Annotated in this window: 21 protein-coding genes; 13 read left to right on the top strand and 8 right to left on the bottom strand. The window is 60.3% G+C overall.

The window, feature by feature from the left end; translation table 11 throughout:
- Nucleotides 1–23: 23 nt before the first annotated feature.
- Nucleotides 24–875: a glycine betaine ABC transporter substrate-binding protein gene (locus AB4N53_RS01130; RefSeq protein WP_460117552.1), complete on the bottom strand. Its 852-nt coding sequence runs from the start codon at nucleotides 873–875 to the stop codon at nucleotides 24–26.
- Nucleotides 876–1,172: 297 nt separating this feature from the next.
- Here AB4N53_RS01130 and AB4N53_RS01125 point away from each other — a divergent pair, with 297 nt between their 5' ends.
- Nucleotides 1,173–2,768, top strand: coding sequence for a glycoside hydrolase family 17 protein (locus AB4N53_RS01125; protein WP_460117550.1), 1,596 nt, complete (start codon nucleotides 1,173–1,175; stop codon nucleotides 2,766–2,768).
- Between the two features lie 100 nt (nucleotides 2,769–2,868).
- On the opposite strand, the gene AB4N53_RS01120 is transcribed toward AB4N53_RS01125, so the two are convergent.
- Nucleotides 2,869–3,237, bottom strand: coding sequence for a hypothetical protein (locus tag AB4N53_RS01120; protein WP_460117548.1), 369 nt, complete (start codon nucleotides 3,235–3,237; stop codon nucleotides 2,869–2,871).
- 224 nt (nucleotides 3,238–3,461) lie between these two features.
- Between AB4N53_RS01120 and AB4N53_RS01115 the strand changes: the two genes are divergently transcribed.
- Nucleotides 3,462–4,760: a serine protein kinase PrkA gene (locus AB4N53_RS01115; RefSeq protein WP_024012145.1), complete on the top strand. Its 1,299-nt coding sequence runs from the start codon at nucleotides 3,462–3,464 to the stop codon at nucleotides 4,758–4,760.
- Complete coding sequence (locus AB4N53_RS01110; protein WP_024012144.1) at nucleotides 4,753–5,541, top strand: MlaA family lipoprotein; 789 nt, start codon at nucleotides 4,753–4,755, stop codon at nucleotides 5,539–5,541. Before AB4N53_RS01115 ends, AB4N53_RS01110 begins: the two co-directional genes overlap by 8 nt.
- A 127-nt stretch (nucleotides 5,542–5,668) precedes the next feature.
- Here AB4N53_RS01110 and AB4N53_RS01105 read toward each other — a convergent pair whose 3' ends face one another.
- Nucleotides 5,669–6,583, bottom strand: coding sequence for a DUF808 domain-containing protein (locus AB4N53_RS01105; protein WP_460117545.1), 915 nt, complete (start codon nucleotides 6,581–6,583; stop codon nucleotides 5,669–5,671).
- A gap of 135 nt (nucleotides 6,584–6,718) precedes the next feature.
- Here AB4N53_RS01105 and AB4N53_RS01100 point away from each other — a divergent pair, with 135 nt between their 5' ends.
- Nucleotides 6,719–7,327, top strand: coding sequence for a TetR/AcrR family transcriptional regulator (locus AB4N53_RS01100; RefSeq protein WP_051600396.1), 609 nt, complete (start codon nucleotides 6,719–6,721; stop codon nucleotides 7,325–7,327).
- A 128-nt stretch (nucleotides 7,328–7,455) separates the two neighbouring features.
- On the opposite strand, the gene AB4N53_RS01095 is transcribed toward AB4N53_RS01100, so the two are convergent.
- Nucleotides 7,456–7,914, bottom strand: coding sequence for an REP-associated tyrosine transposase (locus AB4N53_RS01095; protein ID WP_460117543.1), 459 nt, complete (start codon nucleotides 7,912–7,914; stop codon nucleotides 7,456–7,458).
- 212 nt (nucleotides 7,915–8,126) lie between these two features.
- A complete protein-coding gene (locus AB4N53_RS01090; RefSeq protein WP_460117541.1) occupies nucleotides 8,127–8,567 on the bottom strand; it encodes a GlcG/HbpS family heme-binding protein in 441 nt (146 codons plus the stop codon).
- A 268-nt stretch (nucleotides 8,568–8,835) separates the two neighbouring features.
- Here AB4N53_RS01090 and gcl point away from each other — a divergent pair, with 268 nt between their 5' ends.
- The 9 genes from gcl to AB4N53_RS01045 all read left to right on the top strand — a co-directional run bounded on the left by gcl (nucleotide 8,836) and on the right by AB4N53_RS01045 (nucleotide 19,754).
- Complete coding sequence (gene gcl / locus AB4N53_RS01085) at nucleotides 8,836–10,611, top strand: glyoxylate carboligase (protein WP_042607573.1); 1,776 nt, start codon at nucleotides 8,836–8,838, stop codon at nucleotides 10,609–10,611.
- A gap of 136 nt (nucleotides 10,612–10,747) precedes the next feature.
- Complete coding sequence (gene hyi / locus AB4N53_RS01080; RefSeq protein ID WP_460117539.1) at nucleotides 10,748–11,530, top strand: hydroxypyruvate isomerase; 783 nt, start codon at nucleotides 10,748–10,750, stop codon at nucleotides 11,528–11,530.
- A 127-nt stretch (nucleotides 11,531–11,657) separates the two neighbouring features.
- Entirely contained in the window at nucleotides 11,658–12,551 is an 894-nt protein-coding gene (locus AB4N53_RS01075) for a 2-hydroxy-3-oxopropionate reductase (RefSeq protein ID WP_041479609.1), read from the top strand.
- 154 nt (nucleotides 12,552–12,705) lie between these two features.
- On the top strand, nucleotides 12,706–13,980 hold the full coding sequence (locus AB4N53_RS01070) for a glycerate kinase type-2 family protein (protein ID WP_460117537.1): 1,275 nt from the start codon (nucleotides 12,706–12,708) through the stop codon (nucleotides 13,978–13,980).
- Nucleotides 13,977–15,392 (top strand): pyruvate kinase, encoded by a 1,416-nt coding sequence (pyk, locus tag AB4N53_RS01065; protein WP_460117535.1) that lies wholly within the window; start codon nucleotides 13,977–13,979, stop codon nucleotides 15,390–15,392. The genes AB4N53_RS01070 and pyk overlap by 4 nt, the downstream gene beginning before the upstream one ends.
- A 145-nt stretch (nucleotides 15,393–15,537) precedes the next feature.
- Nucleotides 15,538–16,452: an urea transporter gene (locus AB4N53_RS01060; protein WP_460117533.1), complete on the top strand. Its 915-nt coding sequence runs from the start codon at nucleotides 15,538–15,540 to the stop codon at nucleotides 16,450–16,452.
- Between the two features lie 21 nt (nucleotides 16,453–16,473).
- The gene (locus AB4N53_RS01055; RefSeq protein ID WP_041479613.1) at nucleotides 16,474–17,298 is read left to right on the top strand and encodes an ion transporter; all 825 of its coding nucleotides are present in this window, start codon (nucleotides 16,474–16,476) and stop codon (nucleotides 17,296–17,298) included.
- A gap of 103 nt (nucleotides 17,299–17,401) precedes the next feature.
- On the top strand, nucleotides 17,402–18,400 hold the full coding sequence (locus tag AB4N53_RS01050; RefSeq protein WP_460117531.1) for a sulfate ABC transporter substrate-binding protein: 999 nt from the start codon (nucleotides 17,402–17,404) through the stop codon (nucleotides 18,398–18,400).
- 166 nt (nucleotides 18,401–18,566) lie between these two features.
- A complete protein-coding gene (locus tag AB4N53_RS01045) occupies nucleotides 18,567–19,754 on the top strand; it encodes an MFS transporter (protein WP_460117529.1) in 1,188 nt (395 codons plus the stop codon).
- 181 nt (nucleotides 19,755–19,935) lie between these two features.
- On the opposite strand, the gene AB4N53_RS01040 is transcribed toward AB4N53_RS01045, so the two are convergent.
- The 3 genes from AB4N53_RS01040 to AB4N53_RS01030 all read right to left on the bottom strand — a co-directional run bounded on the left by AB4N53_RS01040 (nucleotide 19,936) and on the right by AB4N53_RS01030 (nucleotide 21,103).
- A complete protein-coding gene (locus AB4N53_RS01040; protein ID WP_460117527.1) occupies nucleotides 19,936–20,340 on the bottom strand; it encodes a type II toxin-antitoxin system HicB family antitoxin in 405 nt (134 codons plus the stop codon).
- Nucleotides 20,340–20,552 carry a type II toxin-antitoxin system HicA family toxin gene (locus AB4N53_RS01035; protein ID WP_073472735.1) on the bottom strand — a complete coding sequence of 71 codons (213 nt, stop codon included), beginning with the start codon at nucleotides 20,550–20,552 and terminating at the stop codon, nucleotides 20,340–20,342. Before AB4N53_RS01035 ends, AB4N53_RS01040 begins: the two co-directional genes overlap by 1 nt.
- A 146-nt stretch (nucleotides 20,553–20,698) precedes the next feature.
- Entirely contained in the window at nucleotides 20,699–21,103 is a 405-nt protein-coding gene (locus AB4N53_RS01030; RefSeq protein ID WP_460117524.1) for a hypothetical protein, read from the bottom strand.
- Nucleotides 21,104–21,124 lie beyond the last annotated feature (21 nt).

Below are 21,124 nucleotides of genomic sequence, written 5' to 3'. Positions count from 1 at the left end.
ACAGGTGCGTGACGGCGTTTAAATTATTTGGTCCAGTCAGCAACACGATCCGGGTGTTTGGCCACCCAGTCCTTGGCGGCTGCATCAGGCTTGGCGCCGTCCTGAATCGCCAGCATGACCTCGCCGATTTCGTCTTTCGACGCCCACTGGAAGTTTTTCAGGAACTTGACCACTTCCGGCGCCTTGGCTTCCAGGCCTTTGCTGCCGATGCTGTTCACGGTTTCAGCCTGGCCATATACGCCTTTCGGGTCGTCGAGGAAGCGCAGTTTCCACTTGGCGAACATCCAGTGCGGCACCCAACCGGTGACAGCGATGGATTCGTTTTTCTTCTCGGCGCGGGTCAGCTCGGCGATCATGCCGGCGCCGGAACTGGCCTTGAGGCTGTACTTGTCCAGACCATAATCCTTGATCGCCTGATCGGTCTTGAGCATTACGCCTGAACCGGCATCGATACCGACGATGCGGTTTTTGAAGCTGTCGTCGGTTTTCAGGTCTTCAATCGATTTGGCTTTGACGTACTCCGGCACGATAAGGCCGATTTTTGCATCCTTGAAGTTCGGGCCGTAATCGACGACCTGATCCTTGTTTTTCGTCCAGTAGTCACCGTGGGTCACGGGCAGCCAGGCCGAGAGCATGGCGTCGAGTTTGCCGGTGGCCACGCCCTGCCACATGATCCCGGTGGCGACGGCTTGCAGCTTCACGTCATAACCGAGTTTCTGCTTGATCACTTCGGCCGCCACGTGGGTGGTCGCGACGCTGTCGGACCAGCCGTCAACGTAACCGATGTTCAGGGTCTGTTTTTCAGCGTTGGCGAAAGTGGAACTCATCGCAAGCACCAGAGCGGCACCTGCGCCTAAAAGTCGTCGCATCTTCATCGTTTACTTCCCCGAAATGCTGCGCCCGACGGATGCCGGGCATCGTCAACGTATTGTTATGGTGCACAGCGCCCCCATCACGCCGGACCTCACACACCGAACATCAGCCGATTTTTCAAAAAGGGTACTGATGGTTTGATCATCAACCTCAAGCGGCAGTCGACCTGCTCTGTCAGCGACCTCAAGGCAGCGAGAAACGACATCAGAAAGCCATTAATCAAGCGAGATTAATTGACGCCAGACAATCCGCCCGAACTTTGCATGTACAACGCCTGCGAGCCACCTGCCCTTCTATAAATGCAGGTAACATGCGTCGCTTTGCAGCCACTCGGCCTGACCATGTCCGCGACGTACCGATTTCCTTTTCTGCCTTATCTGTTCGCCTGCCTGCTCGGGCTCCTGGCCCTTGGCGGTTTCTGGTATGGCCTCGGCCAACCGGTGATCCTGCCGGACGCCGCGACGCCGACGCACAAGTTGCAATGCGCCTCCTACACACCGTTCGACAAAGACCAATCGCCGTTCGACATACCGTTCAAATTGCGTCCCGAGCGCATGGACGCCGACCTCGCGTTGCTGGCGACGCGCTTTGAATGCATCCGCACCTACTCAATGACCGGCCTCGACGCCCTGCCCGATCTTGCGCGCAAACACGGTCTGAAGTTGATGATCGGCGCCTGGGTCAATAGCAACCCGGTCGACACCGAGCAGGAAGTCGAGTTGCTGATCAAATCGGCCAACGCCAACCCCGACGTGGTTTCAGCCGTAATCGTCGGCAACGAGGCACTGCTGCGCAAAGAGGTCACCGGCGCGCAATTGGCCCGGCTGATCAACAAGGTCAAAAGCCAGGTCAAGCAACCGGTGACTTACGCCGACGTCTGGGAATTCTGGCTCAAGCACCCGGAAGTCGCGCCGGCTGTGGATTTTCTGACCATCCACTTGCTGCCGTACTGGGAAGACGATCCGTCGAACATCGACGTGGCGCTGCGGCATGTGGCGGATGTGCGTCAGGTGTTCGGCCACAAATTTGCGCCCAAGGACGTGATGATCGGCGAAACCGGCTGGCCGAGCGAAGGCCGCCAGCGCGAAACCGCCGTGCCGAGCCGGGTAAACGAGGCGAAATTCATTCGTGGATTCGTGGCGATGGCCGAGCAGGAAGGCTGGCGTTACAACCTGATCGAGGCCTTCGATCAACCGTGGAAGCGCGGCAGTGAAGGCGCCGTTGGCGGCTATTGGGGGCTGTTCGATGCCGATCGACAGGACAAGGGCGTGCTCGCCGGGCCGGTGAGCAATGTGCCGTACTGGAAAGAGTGGCTGGCGGTCGGCGGATTGATTTTCCTTGGCACGCTGATGCTTGGTGGACGCGTGCGCAGCACACGTTCGGCGCTTGTCCTGCCACTGCTGGGCGCTGTCGCGGCGTGCTCGATTGGCGCCTGGGGCGATCTGGCTCGATTGACCACACGGTTTGCCGGTGAATGGCTGTGGGTCGGCTTGCTGACCGGGTTGAATCTGTTGGTCCTCGCGCATGCGACGTTGATGTTGAGCGCGCGTAACGGTTGGCGGGCAGGCGCATTCGACTTCCTCGAGCGGCGCGCCGGCTGGCTGGTCGCGGCGGCCGGTTTTGCCGCTGCGGTGATGATGCTGGAGATGGTCTTCGATCCGCGTTATCGCAGTTTCGCCAGCACGGCGTTCGTCCTGCCGGCGCTGGTCTACCTGTGCCGCCCAGTGAGCGTGCCGCGTCGGGAGATTGCTCTGCTGACCTTTATCATCGGTGCCGGGATTGCACCGCAGTTGTATCAGGAAGGGATGCTGAATCAGCAGGCGTGGGGTTGGGCGCTGGTCAGTGGACTGATGGTGATGGCGCTGTGGCGCTGCCTGCGGGTTCGTAGAGGCTGAGCAAGAGCAAGAGCAAGATCAAAAGATCGCAGCCTTCGGCAGCTCCTACAGGTGTACGGCATGCCACTGTAGGAGCTGCCGAAGGCTGCGATCTCTTCTGTCACGCGCTGCGTGAAGATCTGACCAGGCGCAATCCGGCAATCACCACCGCAAACACTGCCAGGGTCGTGTTGTACAACGCCAGCGCCGGTAGACCGAACACCAGCGCCAGCACGGCCAGCCACCACCCTGCCCGTCCAGGCACGACAAACGCCAATACTGCCGCGCCCACCGCCGCCCAGCCCAACACCTTGAAATGAATCATCAGCCCCAGATTCGAACGCACCACGCATTGCCAACGACTGGCCTCGTCAACGCAGATGCCCACCCATTGCCCATCTTCCATGAAGCCATAGCGCGCGGCATAACTGGCGGCCAGCCACAGCGGCAACAAAACGAGCAGCACAATCACGGGCAAGCGGCGGGACATGGAGCACTCCAATCTACGGAAATCGGCGGCCAGCTTAATCTGCCGACCGGCATTCGCAAGCACTAACAACTGTTAACTGTTCAGCAAGCCCTCGCAACGTGTATCGTCCAGCTACTATTACCCCGAATTCCGCCTGTTTGGTGCCGCAGCATGGCACTTTGGCGCACGGCCGGTGGTCATAGCCTGCGAACTTCAATCGGCACCTTCCTCTAAGGGATCTAGTCATGCTCCGTTCCTTGCGCTTCGCCGCGCTGTTCAGCGGCCTTATCTTGAGTGCGTCCGCGCTGGCGGTGGATATCGACGCCGCCAGCTATGGCTACCCGCTGACCAACCCGTTCGAGGCGACGATCGCCACGACACCACCGGACCTGCGTCCGGAGTTGCCGCTGGACGACGACATCAATCAAACGGACCGCAGCCTCACCCTGCGCCCGGAGCGTGAATTCCAGCTGCCGGACAATTTCTGGGCAGTGAAGAAGCTCACTTACCGCATCGCCACGCAGGACAAACCGGCGCCGCTGATCTTCCTGATCGCCGGCACCGGTGCGCGCTTTGACAGCACGCTCAACGAATACCTGAAAAAGCTGTATTACAAGGCCGGCTATCACGTCGTGCAGTTGTCGTCGCCGACCAGCTTCGACTTCATCAGCGCCGCCTCGCGTTTCGCCACTCCGGGCGTGACCAAGGAAGATGCCGAAGACATGTACCGGGTGATGCAGGCCGTGCGGGCGCAAAACCCGAAACTGCCGGTCACCGAGTACTACCTGACCGGTTACAGCCTCGGCGCCCTCGATGCTGCGTTCGTCGCGCATCTGGACGAGACCCGCCGCAGCTTCAACTTCAAGAAAGTCCTGCTGCTGAACCCGCCGGTCAACCTCTATACCTCGGTGACCAACCTCGACAAGCTGGTACAGACCGAGGTCAAGGGCATCAACAACAGCACCACGTTCTACGAACTGGTACTGACCAAGCTGACCCGCTACTTCCAGCAAAAAGGCTACATCGACCTCAACGATGCGCTGCTGTATGACTTCCAGCAGTCCAAGCAGCATCTGACCAACGAGCAGATGGCCATGCTCATCGGCACGTCGTTCCGCTTTTCGGCGGCCGACATTGCCTATACCTCGGACCTGGTCAATCGTCGCGGCCTGATCACCCCGCCGAAATTCCCGATCACCGAAGGCACCAGCCTCACGCCGTTCCTCAAGCGTGCGCTGCAATGCGACTTCGACTGCTACATCACCGAGCAGGTTATTCCGATGTGGCGCGCGCGCACCGACGGCGGCAGCCTGCTGCAACTGATCGATCAGGTCAGCCTGTATGCGCTCAAGGATTACCTGCACGACAGCCCGAAAATCGCCGTCATGCACAACGCCGACGACGTCATCCTCGGCCCTGGCGACCTGGGCTTCCTGCGTAAAACCTTCGGTGATCGCCTGACCGTTTATCCACTGGGCGGCCACTGCGGCAACCTTAACTATCGCGTCAACAGCGACGCCATGCTGGAGTTCTTCCGTGGCTAAATATCTCCTGCTGATTGCAGCGTTCCTCTGTGCAGGCGTGGCCCAGGCCGACAACAGTAAAGCCGACGCACCGGTGGTGGTCGACAGCGACGGCTTCAAGGAACCGCTGACCAAACTCAAGTTCAACCCGGGCCTGGACCAGCGCGAGTTCGAACGTTCGACGCTCAACGCGCTGAACGTCTATGACCCGCTGGAATCGTGGAACCGCCGGGTCTATCACTTCAACTATCGCTTCGACCAGTGGGTGTTCCTGCCGGTAGTCGACGGTTACCGCTACATCACGCCAAGCTTTGTGCGTACCGGGGTGAGCAACTTCTTCAACAATATTGGCGACGTGCCGAACCTGGTCAACAGCCTGTTGCAGTTCAAGGGCCAGCGCTCGATGGAAACCACCGCGCGCCTGTTGCTCAACACCACGATCGGCATCGCCGGCCTGTGGGACCCGGCCACCGCCATGGGCTTGCCACGGCAGAACGAAGACTTCGGTCAGACCCTGGGCTTCTACGGCGTACCGGGCGGTGCCTACTTCGTACTGCCGATCTTCGGTCCGTCGAACATTCGCGACACCGCAGGTCTGGCCGTGGATTACACCGCCGACACTGCGATCAACTTCCTCAATGTCGCCGAAGTCAGCTCCAACCACCCGGAAGTGTGGGCCTTGCGTGCGATCGACAAGCGTTACCAGACCAGCTTCCGCTACGGTCAGATGAACTCGCCATTCGAGTACGAGAAAGTGCGTTACGTGTACACCGAAGCGCGCAAGTTGCAGATTGCCGAGTAAATCGGCTGCCGCAAAACACTGTGGGAGCGAGCCTGCTCGCGAACGCGGAGTTTCAGTCAACATCGATATTGACTGAACTACCGCATTCGCGAGCAGGCTCGCTCCCACATTTGTTATGTGTTGCTGATTAACCCTTCAGCGCTTTCCACAGCTTGCCGACAACCGAAACCACCGCCAACACCACCGCGCCGGCAATAATCCCCGCAACGCCATTGAGCAACATCGGCACGGCAAAGCCGGCACTGCCCGCCGCTGCGCCGACGCCTTCGATCCAGTGATGCAGCACCGGCACGCCGTGGGTCAGGATGCCGCCGCCGACCAGGAACATCGCCGCCGTGCCGACCACCGACAGGGTTTTCATCATGTACGGTGCGGCGCTGAGAATGCCGCCGCCGATGTTTTTCGCCATCTGCCCCGGTTTCTGCGTCAGCCACAGGCCCAGATCGTCGAGTTTGACGATGCCCGCCACCAAACCGTAAACGCCCACGGTCATGACGATGGCGATGCCGGACATGACCACCACTTGCTGAGTCAGCGAGGCATCTGCCACGGTACCGAGGGTGATGGCGATGATTTCCGCCGAGAGAATGAAGTCGGTGCGAATCGCGCCTTTGATCTTGTCCTTCTCGTACGCCACCAGATCGGTAGCCGGGTCGGCCACAGCCTCGGTCAGCTGCGCATGGCCGGCTTCGTCTTCCTCTTTGCTGTGCAGAAACTTGTGCGCGAGCTTCTCGAAACCCTCGAAGCACAGGTACGCACCACCGACCATCAGCAACGGCGTCACCAGCCAGGGCACGAAAGCGCTGATCGCCAACGCCGACGGCACGAGGATCAGTTTGTTGACAAACGAGCCCTTGGCTACCGCCCAGACCACGGGAATTTCCCGCTCGGCGCGCACGCCCGAAACCTGCTGGGCATTGAGCGCAAGATCGTCACCGAGCACCCCAGCGGTCTTCTTCGCGGCCATTTTTGTCATCAATGCAACGTCATCCAGAACGGTGGCGATGTCATCGATCAGCACCAGCAAACTGCTTCCTGCCATGAATCCTGTTTCCTTCTGTGTATGAATGTTGCCAAGCATAACGCGACCGCCGGCCACAGGCTGCATTGTTGAGCGCCGCTCAAGGCCGGTGCTACCATGCGCCACCGCCAGAACAGGCAAGGAACCACCGGGTTTATGAGCACAATCCGCGAGCGTAACAAAGAACTGATCCTGCGCGCCGCCAGCGAAGAGTTTGCCGACAAGGGCTTCGCGGCGACCAAAACCAGCGACATCGCCGCCAAGGCGGGATTGCCCAAGCCCAACGTCTATTACTACTTCAAATCCAAGGAAAACCTCTATCGCGAGGTGCTGGAAAGCATCATCGAGCCGATTCTGCAGGCCTCGACCCCGTTCAACCCGGACGGCGTGCCGAGCGAGGTGCTGAGCGGCTACATCCGCTCGAAGATCCGCATCTCCCGCGACCTGCCCTACGCTTCCAAAGTGTTCGCCAGCGAAATCATGCACGGCGCCCCGCACCTGAGCGCCGACCTGGTCGAGCAGCTCAACGCCCAGGCCAAACACAACATCGCCTGCATCCAGAGCTGGATCGACCGTGGCCAGATCGCCCCGATCGACCCCAACCACCTGATGTTCAGCATCTGGGCCGCGACCCAGACCTACGCCGACTTCGACTGGCAGATTTCTGCGGTGACCGGGAAAGACAAGCTTGATGAGGCCGATTATGAAGCGGCGGCGCAGACGATTATTCGGTTGGTGTTGAAGGGGTGTGAGCCGGATCAGTGAGATCGGGGGAACCGCTTCGCGAGCAGGCTCGCTCCCACAGGGGTTGTAGTGTTCAGACATTTTGTGTCCAACCCAAATCCACTGTGGGAGCGAGCCTGCTCGCGAATGGCCGCACCGCAGATCTCGACTCATAACCAAATCGAATCCCACAACGGATAGTCGCCAAGGCTTTCGACCAACCCGGCCCGTAATGGGTTGGCAATGACATACCGAGCCATCATCACCAGATTCTCTTCCTTACGCAGTGCGCGGTCATGGAAACCAGGTTGCCAAAGGCTGGACTTTCGACCGGTCGAAAGCTTTACCGCTTTTGTACTGAGGGACTTCGTTCGCTGCATCAATTCGCCGAGCGAGCCGTTCTTCAATTCAATCAGCCAGTGAAAATGATCGGGCATTACGACCCAAGCCAGAGAATTGGCCAGTCCCGTTTCCTCAGTTGCCCGGAATTGACTTACGAGCAATCTGCCAAGGAAGAAATCGCTGAATACGGGTTCTCTCCCGGCAGTATTGGCGGTCAGAAGGTAAATGCGGTTGTGTTCTGAATAGCGTCCGATGCACAAGCGATGTGAAGCAGATAAACCCGGCATTCCGTTGCCTTTTCATATGTTGATCATAAGAAGGCTAGCCGTGGAGATGGCGAAGGGAGTGCCAAGTTTTTAGCAAGATATGTAGCGAGGATCGTATTCGCGAGCAGGCTCGCTCCCACAGGGGATTTTTGGGGTTCAGACATTTTGTGTCCAACCCAGATCCAGTGTGGGAGCGAGCCTGCTCGCGAAAGCGCCTATTCAGACACTGACATTCAAACAGCCACCCCGCCATCCGCCCGCAAATCCAGCGCCTCCACCGCTATTATCGCGACCTGCTCATCCACATCCGACAAGTCCCCGCTGATCCCGATCGCGCCGAGCACTTCACCCGCCTGATTGCGAATCAGCACGCCACCCGGTGCCGGCACTACGCTGCCCTGCCCCATGCTGTTCAACGAAGAAAAAAAGGCCGGGCGTTGCTGGGCGTCCTGGGCGAGCAGGCGTGAGCCTTTGCCCAGGGCGATGGCGCCCCAGGCTTTGCCGATGGCGATGTCCGGGCGCAGCAGGCTAGCGCCGTCTTCGCGTTGCAGGGCGATCAGGTGGCCGCCGGTGTCGAGCACCGCGATGGTCAGCGGCGCGGCGTTGATGCCACGTCCTGCGTTGATGGCTTCGCTGACCAGGTTGACTGCGACTTTCAAGGTTAAAGCGCTCATGGTGCCGTCCTCATTTTGTTATAGGGAAAGTCGTGGGACTGCGCGTTTGTGCCGCAGTCCGATGACACAAATAGAACACAATGAGTTATTTTTTTGTATACAATAATTCTCGAAAAGCGCCACATGCGACGAAAAGCCACAGCACAAAGGGCTTCCGACGAATGAAACAGGCGCTTGAGAAAATGGATTGACCTGCGCCGTCCGCCGTGAATACACTCTGCGCAAAGCCACTTGTATACAATTACAAAACGTAAAGAGGCACAAAACCATGAGCAAAATGAGAGCAATCGAAGCCGCCGTTCTGGTGATGCGCCGTGAAGGGGTTGATACCGCTTTTGGCATCCCGGGCGCAGCGATCAACCCGCTGTACTCCGCCTTGCAGAAGGTCGGTGGCATCGATCACGTCCTTGCTCGCCACGTTGAAGGCGCCTCGCACATGGCCGAGGGCTACACCCGCACCAAGGCCGGCAACATCGGCGTGTGCATCGGCACGTCCGGCCCGGCCGGCACCGACATGGTCACCGGGCTCTACAGCGCCTCGGCCGACTCGATTCCAATCCTCTGCATTACCGGCCAGGCACCCCGCGCCCGGATGCACAAGGAAGATTTCCAGGCTGTCGACATCACCAGCATCGTCAAGCCAGTCACCAAGTGGGCAACCACCGTTCTCGAACCGGGCCAGGTGCCTTACGCGTTCCAGAAAGCCTTTTATGAAATGCGCTCCGGGCGTCCAGGCCCAGTACTGATCGATCTGCCGTTCGACGTGCAGATGGCCGAGATCGAATTCGACATCGATGCTTACCAACCGCTGCCACTGGCCAAACCGACCGCGACTCGCGTGCAGGTCGAGAAGGCTCTGGCTCTGCTGGACCAGGCCGAGCGTCCATTGCTGGTAGCCGGTGGCGGCATCATCAATGCCGACGCCAGCGACCTGCTGGTCGAGTTCGCCGAGCTGACCGGCATCCCGGTCATCCCGACCCTGATGGGCTGGGGCACCATCCCTGACGATCACCCGCTGATGGTCGGCATGGTCGGTCTGCAGACGTCGCACCGCTACGGCAACGCGACGATGCTCAAATCCGACGTGGTGCTGGGCATCGGTAACCGTTGGGCCAACCGCCACACTGGTTCGGTTGACGTGTACACCGAAGGGCGCAAGTTCATTCACGTCGACATCGAAGGCACGCAGATCGGCCGCGTGTTCACGCCGGATCTGGGCATCGTTTCCGACGCCGCTGCCGCGTTGACCGTGTTCATCGAAGTGGCGCGTGAATGGCAAGCCGCCGGCAAGCTGAAGAATCGCAGCGCCTGGCTGCAGGATTGCCAGCAGCGCAAGGCCAGCCTGCATCGCAAGACCCACTTCGACAACGTGCCGGTCAAACCACAGCGCGTTTACGAAGAAATGAATCAGGTGTTCGGCAAGGACACCTGCTACGTCAGCACCATTGGTCTGTCGCAGATTGCCGGCGCGCAGTTCCTGCACGTCTACAAGCCGCGTCACTGGATCAACTGCGGCCAGGCCGGCCCGTTGGGCTGGACCATTCCGGCGGCGCTGGGCGTGGTGAAGGCCGATCCGAACCGCAAAGTCGTGGCCCTGTCGGGGGACTATGATTTCCAGTTCATGATCGAAGAACTGGCGGTCGGCGCTCAGTTCAAACTGCCGTACATCCACGTCGTGGTGAACAACTCGTACCTGGGCCTGATCCGTCAGGCCCAGCGCGGGTTCGAAATGGACTACTGCGTGCAGCTGTCCTTCGATAACCTCAACGCACCGGAACTCAACGGTTACGGGGTTGACCACATCGCAGTCGCCGAAGGCCTCGGCTGCAAGGCACTACGTGTGTTCGAACCGTCGGAAATCGCCCCCGCCCTGCGCAAGGCCGAACAGATGATCGAAGAGTTCAAGGTGCCGGTGATCGTCGAGATCATTCTGGAGCGTGTGACCAACATCTCCATGGGTACCGAGATCAACGCGGTCAACGAATTCGAAGACCTGGCACTGGTCGGCAATGACGCGCCGACGGCGATTTCGTTGCTCGATTAACTGCTGACTGCTCTCCCTGTGGGAGCGAGCCTGCTCGCGAAGACTGCTTCATATCCGACAAGGATGTCGGCTGACAGATCGCTTTCGCGAGCAGGCTCGCCCACAGGGGACCTCACAAGATTTACGGGAGACCACCATGCCGCGTTTCGCAGCCAACCTGTCCATGCTGTTCACCGAACAGGATTTCCTTGCCCGTTTCGACGCCGCCGCCAAGGCCGGTTTCAGTGGCGTGGAATACCTGTTCCCGTACGACTTCAGCTCGGCTGAAATCAAGGCAAAACTCGAGGCCAACGGGCTGACCCAAGTGCTGTTCAACCTGCCGGCCGGTGACTGGGCCAAGGGCGAACGCGGTATCGCCTGCCTGCCGGACCGGGTCGAAGAGTTCCGCGCCGGGGTCGATCTGGCGATCGCCTACGCACAAGTGCTGGGCAACACCCAGATCAACTGCCTGGCCGGTATCCGCCCGCAAGGCGTTGACGATGCCACGGTGGAAAAGACCTTTGTCGCCAACCTCAAATACGCCGCCGACAAGCTGCAAGCGGCGGGTATCAAACTGGTGATGGAAGCGATCAACACCCGCGACATTCCAGGTTTCTACCTGAACAACACGGCGCAGGCCCTGTCGATTCGCGAACAGGTCGGCAGCGCCAACCTGTTCCTGCAATTCGACATCTATCACATGCAAATCATGGAAGGCGATCTGGCCCGCACCCTGCAATCGCACCTGGGCGAGATCAACCATGTGCAGCTCGCGGACAACCCGGGGCGCAACGAGCCGGGCACCGGTGAGATCAACTACCGCTTCCTGTTCGAACACCTTGATCGCATCGGTTATCAGGGTTGGGTTGGCTGCGAATACAAGCCGTTGACCACCACCGAAGCGGGCCTGGGCTGGTTGAAATCGCACAACGCAATCTGACGAACACATGGCCCTGTAGGAGCTGCCGAAGGCTGCGATCTTTTGATCTTGTTTTTAAGGATCAAGATCAAAAGATCGCAGCCTTCGGCAGCTCCTACAGGGAAAAGACAAAAAAGAGGATTTTCTCATGGCTAAAATCGGATTCATCGGCACCGGCATCATGGGCCACCCAATGGCGGCGAACCTGCAGAAAGCCGGTCACAGCCTGTTCCTGTCGCAACACCACGACGCCGCGCCGGCCGATCTGCTCGCCGCTGGCGCCGTCGCCCTGGCCAACCCGCGCGAAGTAGCGCAGGAAGCCGAATTCATCATCGTCATGGTTCCGGACACCCCGCAGGTCGACGACGTACTGTTCCGCGCCGACGGCGTTGCGGCTGGTATCGGTAAAGGCAAAGTGGTCATCGACATGAGCTCGATTTCGCCGACCGCGACCAAAGCCTTCGCTGCGAAAATCAACGAAAAAGGCGCGCAGTACCTCGACGCGCCAGTGTCCGGCGGTGAAGTCGGCGCCAAGGCCGCGACCCTGAGCATCATGGTCGGCGGCGACGCCGACGCCTTCGAACGCGCCCTGCCGCTGTTCCAGGCCATGGGCAAGAACATCACTTTGGTCGGTGGCAATGGCGACGGCCAGACCGCCAAAGTGGCGAACCAGATCATCGTTGCGCTGAACATCCAGGCCGTGGCCGAAGCCCTGCTGTTCGCTTCGAAGAACGGTGCCGATCCAGCCAAGGTGCGCGAAGCACTGATGGGCGGTTTCGCTTCTTCGAAGATCCTTGAAGTGCACGGCGAGCGCATGATCAAGGGCACCTTCGACCCAGGCTTCCGCATCAGCCTGCACCAGAAGGACCTGAACTTGGCCCTGCAAGGCGCGAAGGAGCTGAACATCAACCTGCCGAACACCGCCAATGCCCAGCAAGTGTTCAGCACCTGCGCGGCCATCGGTGGCAGCAACTGGGACCACTCGGCGCTGATCAAGGGCCTGGAACACATGGCCAATTTCTCGATTCGCGACAACAAATAAAGCCTGCACAAAACCCTGTGGGAGCGAGCCTGCTCGCGAAAGCGGCTTAACATTCAACATCCATGTTGGCTGACATACCGCGTTCGCGAGCAGGCTCGCTCCCACAAGGGACCTGAGTCGCCCATTCGAATAACAAGAATTCCGGGAGCCCGCCATGTCGGTCGATCCGCAACAACTGCTGCGCGAGCTGTTTGCCACAGCCATCGACGCGGCCCATCCGAACCAAGTCCTCGAAGCCCATTTGCCTGCCGATCGCAGCGGTCGCGTCATCGTCATCGGTGCCGGCAAAGCCGCTGCCGCCATGGCGCAAGTGGTCGAGCGCTGCTGGGAGGGTGAAGTCACCGGCCTGGTGGTGACCCGCTACGGCCACGGCGCTCCGTGCGAAAAAATCGAAGTGGTCGAAGCCGCGCATCCGGTGCCGGACGCCGCCGGGCTGGCCGTGGCCAAACGCGTGCTGGAGCTGGTCAGCAACCTGACTGAAGACGACCGCGTGATCTTTCTGCTTTCCGGCGGCGGCTCTGCCCTGCTCGCCTTGCCCGCCGACGGCATTACCCTCGCTGACAAGCAGTCGATCAACAAAGCCCTGCTGAAATCCGGCGCGACCATCGGCGAGATGAACTGCGTGCGCAAGCACCTCTCGGCGATCAAGGGCGGCCGCCTCGGCAAGGCCTGCTGGCCGGCGACGGTTTACACCTACGCGATTTCCGATGTACCCGGCGACCTCGCCACGGTCATCGCGTCCGGGCCGACCGTGGCCGATCCAAGCACTTCGGCCGAAGCACTTGCGATCATCAAGCGCTACGGGATCGACATTCCCGCCTCCGTGCGCACCTGGCTGCAAAGTCCGGAATCGGAAACGGTCAAACCCGGCGACCCGAGTCTGGCGCGCAGTCATTTCCAGTTGATCGCCCGCCCGCAGCAGTCGCTGGACGCGGCGGCGGTGAAATGCCGTCAGGCCGGTTTCAGCACCTTGATTCTGGGCGACCTCGAAGGCGAGGCCCGCGAAGTGGCGAAGGTCCACGCCGGCATCGCCCGACAGATCATCAATCACGGCCAGCCACTGGCGGCGCCGTGCGTGATTCTTTCTGGCGGTGAGACCACGGTAACCGTGCGCGGCAACGGCCGTGGCGGGCGTAACGCCGAATTCCTCCTCAGCCTGACCGACAGCCTCAAGGGCCAGCCCGGCGTCTACGCGCTGGCGGGCGACACCGATGGCATCGACGGCTCGGAAGACAACGCCGGCGCAATCATGACCCCGGACAGCTACGCCCGCGCCGCCGCCCTCGGTTTGAGCGCCAGCGACGAGCTGGATAACAACAACGGTTATGGCTACTTCCAGGCGCTCGATGCGCTGATCGTCACCGAGCCGACCCGCACCAACGTCAACGACTTCCGCGCCATCCTGATCCTTGAGAACTGCAAATCATGACGCCTGATAAAAAGGTCAAAATCCTCGCCACCCTCGGCCCTGCCGTCGACGGCATCGACGACATCCGCGAGCTGGTCGAGGCCGGGGTCAACATCTTCCGCCTGAACTTCAGCCACGGCGATCACGCCGACCACGCCAAGCGCTATCAGTGGATCCGCGAAGTCGAGCGTCAGCTCAACTATCCGCTGGGCATTCTGATGGACCTGCAAGGGCCGAAACTGCGCGTCGGCAAGTTCGCTGAAGGCAAGGTGCAATTGCATCGCGGTCAGGCGTTCCGCTTGGATCTCGATGCGACACCGGGCGATGAGCGCCGGGTCAACCTGCCGCATCCGGAAATCATTGCCGCGCTCGAAGCGGGCATGGATTTGCTGCTCGATGACGGCAAGCTGCGCCTGCGCGTGGTCACCAAGTACGCCGATGCGATCGACACCAGCGTGCTCAACGGCGGTGAGCTGTCCGATCGCAAAGGCGTGAATGTGCCGCAAGCGGTGTTGGACTTGAGCCCGCTGACCGCCAAGGATCGCCGCGACCTGAGTTTCGGTCTGGAACTGGGCGTGGACTGGGTCGCGCTGTCGTTCGTACAGCGCCCGCAGGACATTGTCGAAGCCCGCGCGCTGATCGGCGACAAGGCATTTCTGATGGCGAAAATCGAGAAGCCTTCGGCAGTCGAGCAACTGCGTGAGATTGCTGAGTTGAGCGACGCGATCATGGTCGCGCGAGGAGATCTGGGCGTTGAAGTGCCGGCGGAAAGCGTGCCGCAGATTCAGAAAAACATCATCACCACCTGCCGAGAACTCGGCAAACCGGTGGTGGTGGCGACGCAGATGCTCGAGTCGATGCGCTTCTCCCCTGCCCCGACCCGCGCCGAAGTGACCGACGTCGCCAACGCCGTCGCCGAAGGCGCCGATGCGGTGATGCTCTCGGCGGAAACCGCGTCCGGCGAATACCCGCTGGAAGCCGTGCAGATGATGAGCAAGATCATTCGTCAGGTGGAAAACGGCCCGGACTATCAGACCCAGCTCGACGTCAGCCGACCGAAAGCCGAGGCGACGGTTTCCGATGCGATCAGTTGCGCAATCCGCCGGATCAGCAACGTGCTGCCGGTGGCGGTGCTGGTCAATTACAGCGAGTCCGGCGCCTCGACGCTACGTGCATCGCGCGAGCGGCCAAAAGCGCCGATCCTCAATCTGACGCCGAACCTGCAAACCGCGCGGCGCTTGAGCGTGGCGTGGGGCATTCATTCGGTGGTCAACGATCGCCTGCGTCAGGTCGACGAAGTCTGCTCGACGGCGCTGGAGATTGCCCAGGCGCAAGGTATGGCCGAGCGTGGCGACACATTGCTGATTACCGCAGGCGTACCTTTCGGGCAGCCGGGGTCGACCAACTCGCTGCGCATTGAGACGTTGATTTAGCGCCTGTAGCGGCCTCTTCGCGAGCAGGCTCGCTCCCACCGTTGATTTGTGTGCACCACAAACTCAATGACTGGACGCAGATCCATGTGGGAGCGAGCTTGCTCGCGAAGCAGGCGCCTCGGTTTCCCTGACTTTCAGAACTGCCATGCCTGCCAATCATTTCAACACCCACTGCCCCGACTGGGCCGAGGCTTTGCTCAACGGTTTCAGTCAGATTTTCTTCCAGCGCCATCCGCTGTGCGGCCTGCTGTGCCTGTTGGCGATTCTGCTGACCGCGCCGGTACTGTTCGCCGGGGCGCTGCTTGGTGGCGTTGCTGGTCTGCTCACCGCGCAGCGGCGCAACTACGCCAAGGCCGATCGCCAGGCCGGGTTGTTCAGCTACAACGGCGTGCTGCTCGGCCTGCTGCTGAGCCTGTATTTCCCGTGGTCGCCACTGCTGCCGCCGTTGATTCTTGCGGCAGGCGGCTTGAGCGCGATGCTCACGCAGCAATGGCTCAAACACGTGTACCGCAGCCGCGCCATACCGGCGTATACCTCGCCGTTCGTGGCGCTCAGCTGGGTGCTGCTGGTGTTCGCCGAACCGTCCGCGCCGATGGCATTGGTCGACCTGAGCACGACAAATCTGCTGGCCGCTGAACTGCGCGGATTTGGCCAGGTGATGTTTCTCGACCATCCATTGGCCGGAGCGTTGATCGCCGGGGGGTTGCTGCTCGCCGATCGCCGCGCTTTTTGCTGGGCATTGCTGGCTTCGGCGATCGGCCTCGGCTCCAGTCTGCTGCACCACGAAGCGTCCGCCGCATTGCTCGGGCTCGGTGGCTACAACGCCGTACTCGCCGCCCTCGCCTTCAGCACGCAACGGCAACATCCGTGGCTGCCGCTGCTGGCAATTGTCCTGGCGTTGCTGGTGACGCCGTTGTTTGCTGCCATGGGACTGGCGACGCTGACCGCGCCGTTCATCCTCGCCTGCTGGTTGATCCGGGCTGGCATTCAGATGTTGGGCAAAGCGTCGCTGGCGCATGAGCCTTGCGCTCACGGGGACAATCACCCTAGGCTGCGCTGATCTTCGATTCAGGCGTTATCCATGGACAGCAGCAACAATTGGCGCGAACGGCTTTACGTCATGATTTTCCAGAGCGACACCCCGGCCGGGCGTCGCTTCGACGGCATCCTGCTGTTGATCATCCTCGCCAGTCTGGTGATCGTGATGCTCGACAGTATCGACAGCATTCACCGTAATTACGCCGACGTTCTGGCCTATATCGAGTGGGGCTTCACGGCGATTTTCCTCGGCGAATACATCCTGCGTCTGTACTGCTCACCCAAGCCGCTGCGCTATGCCTTCAGCTTTTATGGCCTGGTGGACCTGCTGGCGATCGTGCCGGGCATCCTCGCGCTGTACTACAGCGATGCGCAGTATCTGCTGATCATCCGCATCATTCGGATGCTGCGGATTTTCCGTGTGCTCAAGCTCAGCCCGTATCTCAAGCAAGCCAACTATCTGATGTCGGCGCTGCGTGGCAGCAAGCAGAAAATCGTCGTGTTTCTGGTCAGCGTGTGCACGCTGGTGACGGTGTTCGGCACGCTGATGTACGTGATCGAAGGCCCGGAACATGGCTTCACCAGTATTCCCAAAGGCATCTATTGGGCGATCGTCACCCTGACCACTGTAGGCTTCGGCGACATCGTGCCGAAGACGCCGCTGGGCCAGGTGATTTCCTCGCTGGTGATGATCACCGGTTACTCGATCATCGCCGTGCCCACAGGGATTTTTACCGCTGAGCTGGCCAACGCCATGCGCGGAGAGCAGCTGCAACATGACTGCCCGGGCTGCCAGAAAAAGAGCCATGAACAGAGCGCAGCGTTCTGTTCGCGCTGCGGCAGTCAGCTGTTCAAGAAAGTGGAATAAGCACAGAGCTTTTTAATCTTTAAGCGACTATGCGAGGCCCGCTATAGTCGCTGGCAAATCGCCTCATTATTGACACGACACCCCACAGAACAAGGAATGCGCAGTGAAAAAACTCTTTGGCGCCTCACTTCTCGCCGCCGGCCTGGCCTTGGCCAACATCGCTCAGGCAGCACCGACGCTGCTAAACGTTTCCTACGACGTGATGCGTGATTTCTACAAAGACTACAACGCTGCTTTCCAGAAGCACTGGCAAGCCGAGCACAACGAAAACATCACCGTGCAGATGTCCTTCGGCGGCTCGAGCAAGCAGGCGCGCTCGGTGATCGATGGCCTGCCGGCTGACGTCATCACCATGAACATGGCCACCGACATCAACGCCCTCGCCGACAACGGCAAACTGGTCCCGGACAATTGGGTCACGCGCCTGCCCAACAACAGCGCGCCGTTCACCTCGGCGACGGTGTTCATCGTCCGCAAGGGCAACCCAAAGGCCTTGAAAGACTGGCCAGATCTGCTCAAGGATGGCGTGCAAGTGATCGTGCCCAACCCGAAAACTTCGGGTAATGGCCGCTACACCTATCTGTCGGCCTGGGGCTACGTGCTGAAAAACGGCGGCGACGAGAACAAAGCCAAGGACTTCGTCGGCAAGCTGTTCAAGCAGGCGCCGGTGCTCGACACCGGTGGCCGCGCCGCCACCACCACGTTCATGACCAACCAGATCGGCGACGTGCTGGTGACCTTCGAAAACGAAGCGGAAATGATCGCTCGCGAGTTCGGTCGCGATCAGTTCGAAGTGATCTACCCGACTGTCTCCGCAGAAGCCGAGCCACCGGTTTCGGTGGTCGATAAAGTCGTCGACAAGAAAGGCTCGCGTGCTGCAGCTGATGAGTATCTGAAGTACCTGTGGTCGCCGGAAGGGCAGGAAATCGCGGCGGCCAACTACCTGCGTCCGCGTGATCCGGCGGTGCTGGCGAAATACACCGACCGTTTCCCGAAAGTAGATTTCCTCTCGGTGGAAAAGACGTTTGGTGACTGGCGTACGGTGCAGAAAACCCACTTCAATGATGGTGGGGTGTTTGATCAGATTTATACCGGGCAGTAAGGCTTGATCTGAAAAATCAAAAGGCGACCCACCGGGTCGCCTTTTTGTTGCATGGGAATACCGGTCATTACACTGCGTAATAACAGTTATCATCCGAAAACGTCTTCTGCCATCCCGCGTTGTCCATTAGCCTCAGCGCTTTCCTGTGCCCGACCCGAGATTCCCTATGACCACCACTCCTCACGCAATGACCCGAGGCATGGTCCTGCTGTTCGCGTTCTGCTGCGGCGCCATCGTTGCCAACATCTACTACGCACAACCGATCATCGGCCTGATTGCGCCGGACATCGGTCTCTCCGACACCATGGCCAGTTTCATCGTCTCGCTGACCCAGATCGGTTACGCGTTGGGCCTGTTCTTTCTGGTGCCGCTGGGGGATCTGCTGGAGAACCGTCGGCTGATGATCATCACCACGGTCGTGGCGATCGCCAGTCTGCTTGGCGCCGCGTTCACTGAACCGCCGAACGTATTTCTGCTGATCTCGCTGCTGGTCGGGTTCAGCTCGGTGTCGGTGCAGATCCTGATTCCGCTGGCGGCGCATCTGGCGCCGGAAGAGTCCCGTGGGCGCGTGGTGGGCGGGATCATGGGCGGTTTGCTGCTGGGTATTCTGTTGGCGCGACCGGTGTCGAGCGTGGTCGCCGATCACCTCGGCTGGCGCGCCATGTTCATGATCGCCGCAGCATTGATGGCGGCTATCAGCGTGGTGCTGGCGCTGACCGTGCCCAAGCGCCAGCCAGATCACAGCGCTACTTATGGCCAATTGATCGGCTCGCTGTGGACGCTGCTGCGCCAGCAACCGGTGCTGCGTCAGCGGGCGTTTTATCAGGGCTGCATGTTTGCCACGTTCAGCCTGTTCTGGACCGCCGTGCCGCTGGAACTCGCGCGCAACCATGGCCTGTCGCAAAGCGAAATCGCCATCTTCGCTCTGGTGGGGGCCATCGGTGCCATCGCCGCGCCAATCAGCGGCCGCCTCGCCGATGCCGGTCACACACGCATCGCCTCGCTACTGGCCATGCTGTTTGCCAGCCTGAGCTTCCTCCCTGCTTTCATTCACCCGGCCTACAGCGTCATTGGCCTTGCCGTGACCGGCGTGGTGCTCGACTTCTGCGTGCAGATGAACATGGTCCTGGGCCAACGCGCGGTGTACTCGCTGGACGCGAAAAGTCGTGGCCGCTTGAACGCGCTGTACATGACCAGCATCTTCATCGGCGGCGCCTTCGGCTCGTCGGTCGCCAGCGCGGTGTACGAGCATGGCGGCTGGTTGTGGATCGTGATTGTCGGCAGCGTCTTTCCGCTGTTGGCGTTGCTGCGGTTTTTGAGCACTTCACGACGCGCTTCATTGGCCACGGCTTAAGGCGACAAAAGCTTCGCGAGCAGGCTCGCTCCCACAGGTTTTGGGTGACCTTCGAATCACTGCAACACACAAAACCAGTGTGGGAGCGAGCCTGCTCGCGAAGGCGTCAGTTCAGATCATGTTTGCACCGACTGACACACCGCTTTCGCGAGCAGGCTCGCTCCCACAATTGGACGTACCTTCAATACCGAACCAGTTTCTCCATCGCCGCATCCGCCAGAAACGAGGAGCGGCTTTTGACGTTATGCTCGCGTACATAGCGATCAATACGCTGAATCACATAGCCGGGCAGCGTAACGTTGACCTTTTCGGTCTTGCCCAGGTACGGCGAGATATCCAGCTCCAGCATGCCCCAGCCCATCTCGGCAAAATCCGGATGATTGCGATGCGCCGCTGCCGAGGTCGGCATCGGAATCGCCTGACCGGCCGCCGCGATCTCCTGCAGCATGAGGTGAGCCACTTCCACGGCCGCGTTGTAGGCCCCCTCAAAGCTGTCCCCGGCCGTGACTGCGCCGGGAATATCGGGGATCTGAATGCCGATGGCAGTGTTCTCGTCACCCCACTCGATGCAGATGGGATATTGCATTACGGATCTCCTTCATGACGGTTTGGCGGGCTGAATAACCCCGCGCGCCGCCGAATGCTTTTGACTGTCCCCAGCGGTAAATCCTTTTTCGGATGCGGGACGGCAATCGTGTTCGGGTTGTAACGATGAGTGAAGATGTGATGACTGCCCGCAACCCGATCCAGCGTCCAGCCCGCCTCCTCCAGCTCCTTCATCAATAGCCTGCTCTGCACCAACCGCCTCCTTGGCCTGGCCCATTAAAAGTAACTCTAGAGTTATCTTTACTCAAGCACAGAATGGGACGGGGTGATGGTTGGTAGTTTTACAAGGTGTGATTCAAACGGCAAAAAAAACGGCGATCCCAGGATCGCCGTTTCTCTCACTGCCCGAACTTCTTCCCCAACCCCGGCGGGACGCCGTGGATGTTGGTGTCTTCCCACGGGCCGTTGGGGCTGACCGAGCGGCTCCAGCCGTTGTTCCAGCGGTAGTAGGTGCGCTGGCGGTAGAAGGTGTTGGTCTGGTCGTCGAGCACGTAGACGCCGAGCTTCTGGTCCCAGTGGCTGTTGCCGCCCGGTGGCGGGGCGAAGCTGGCTGAGGTGCGGGGCACGGGCTTGGAGGGTTTGGCCGGGATGCTCTTGCCGGGAGTCGGCGAGGTCGACGGGGTCGGGCTCGGTTGCGAGGGCGGGATCGGCGGCAGGCTGGTGGTCGGTTCCGGGCGTTGTACCGCACATGCACTCAAGCCCAGGGCCAGTGTGAGGACTGTGATGCGGGCGATGGTGTGCATGGCGGTGCTTTCCTGTTGGGT

The organism is Pseudomonas sp. H3_E04 (assembly GCF_054668915.1).
Note: the sequence above shows the minus strand (reverse complement) of the source record. Positions and strands in the feature narration are given on the sequence as shown.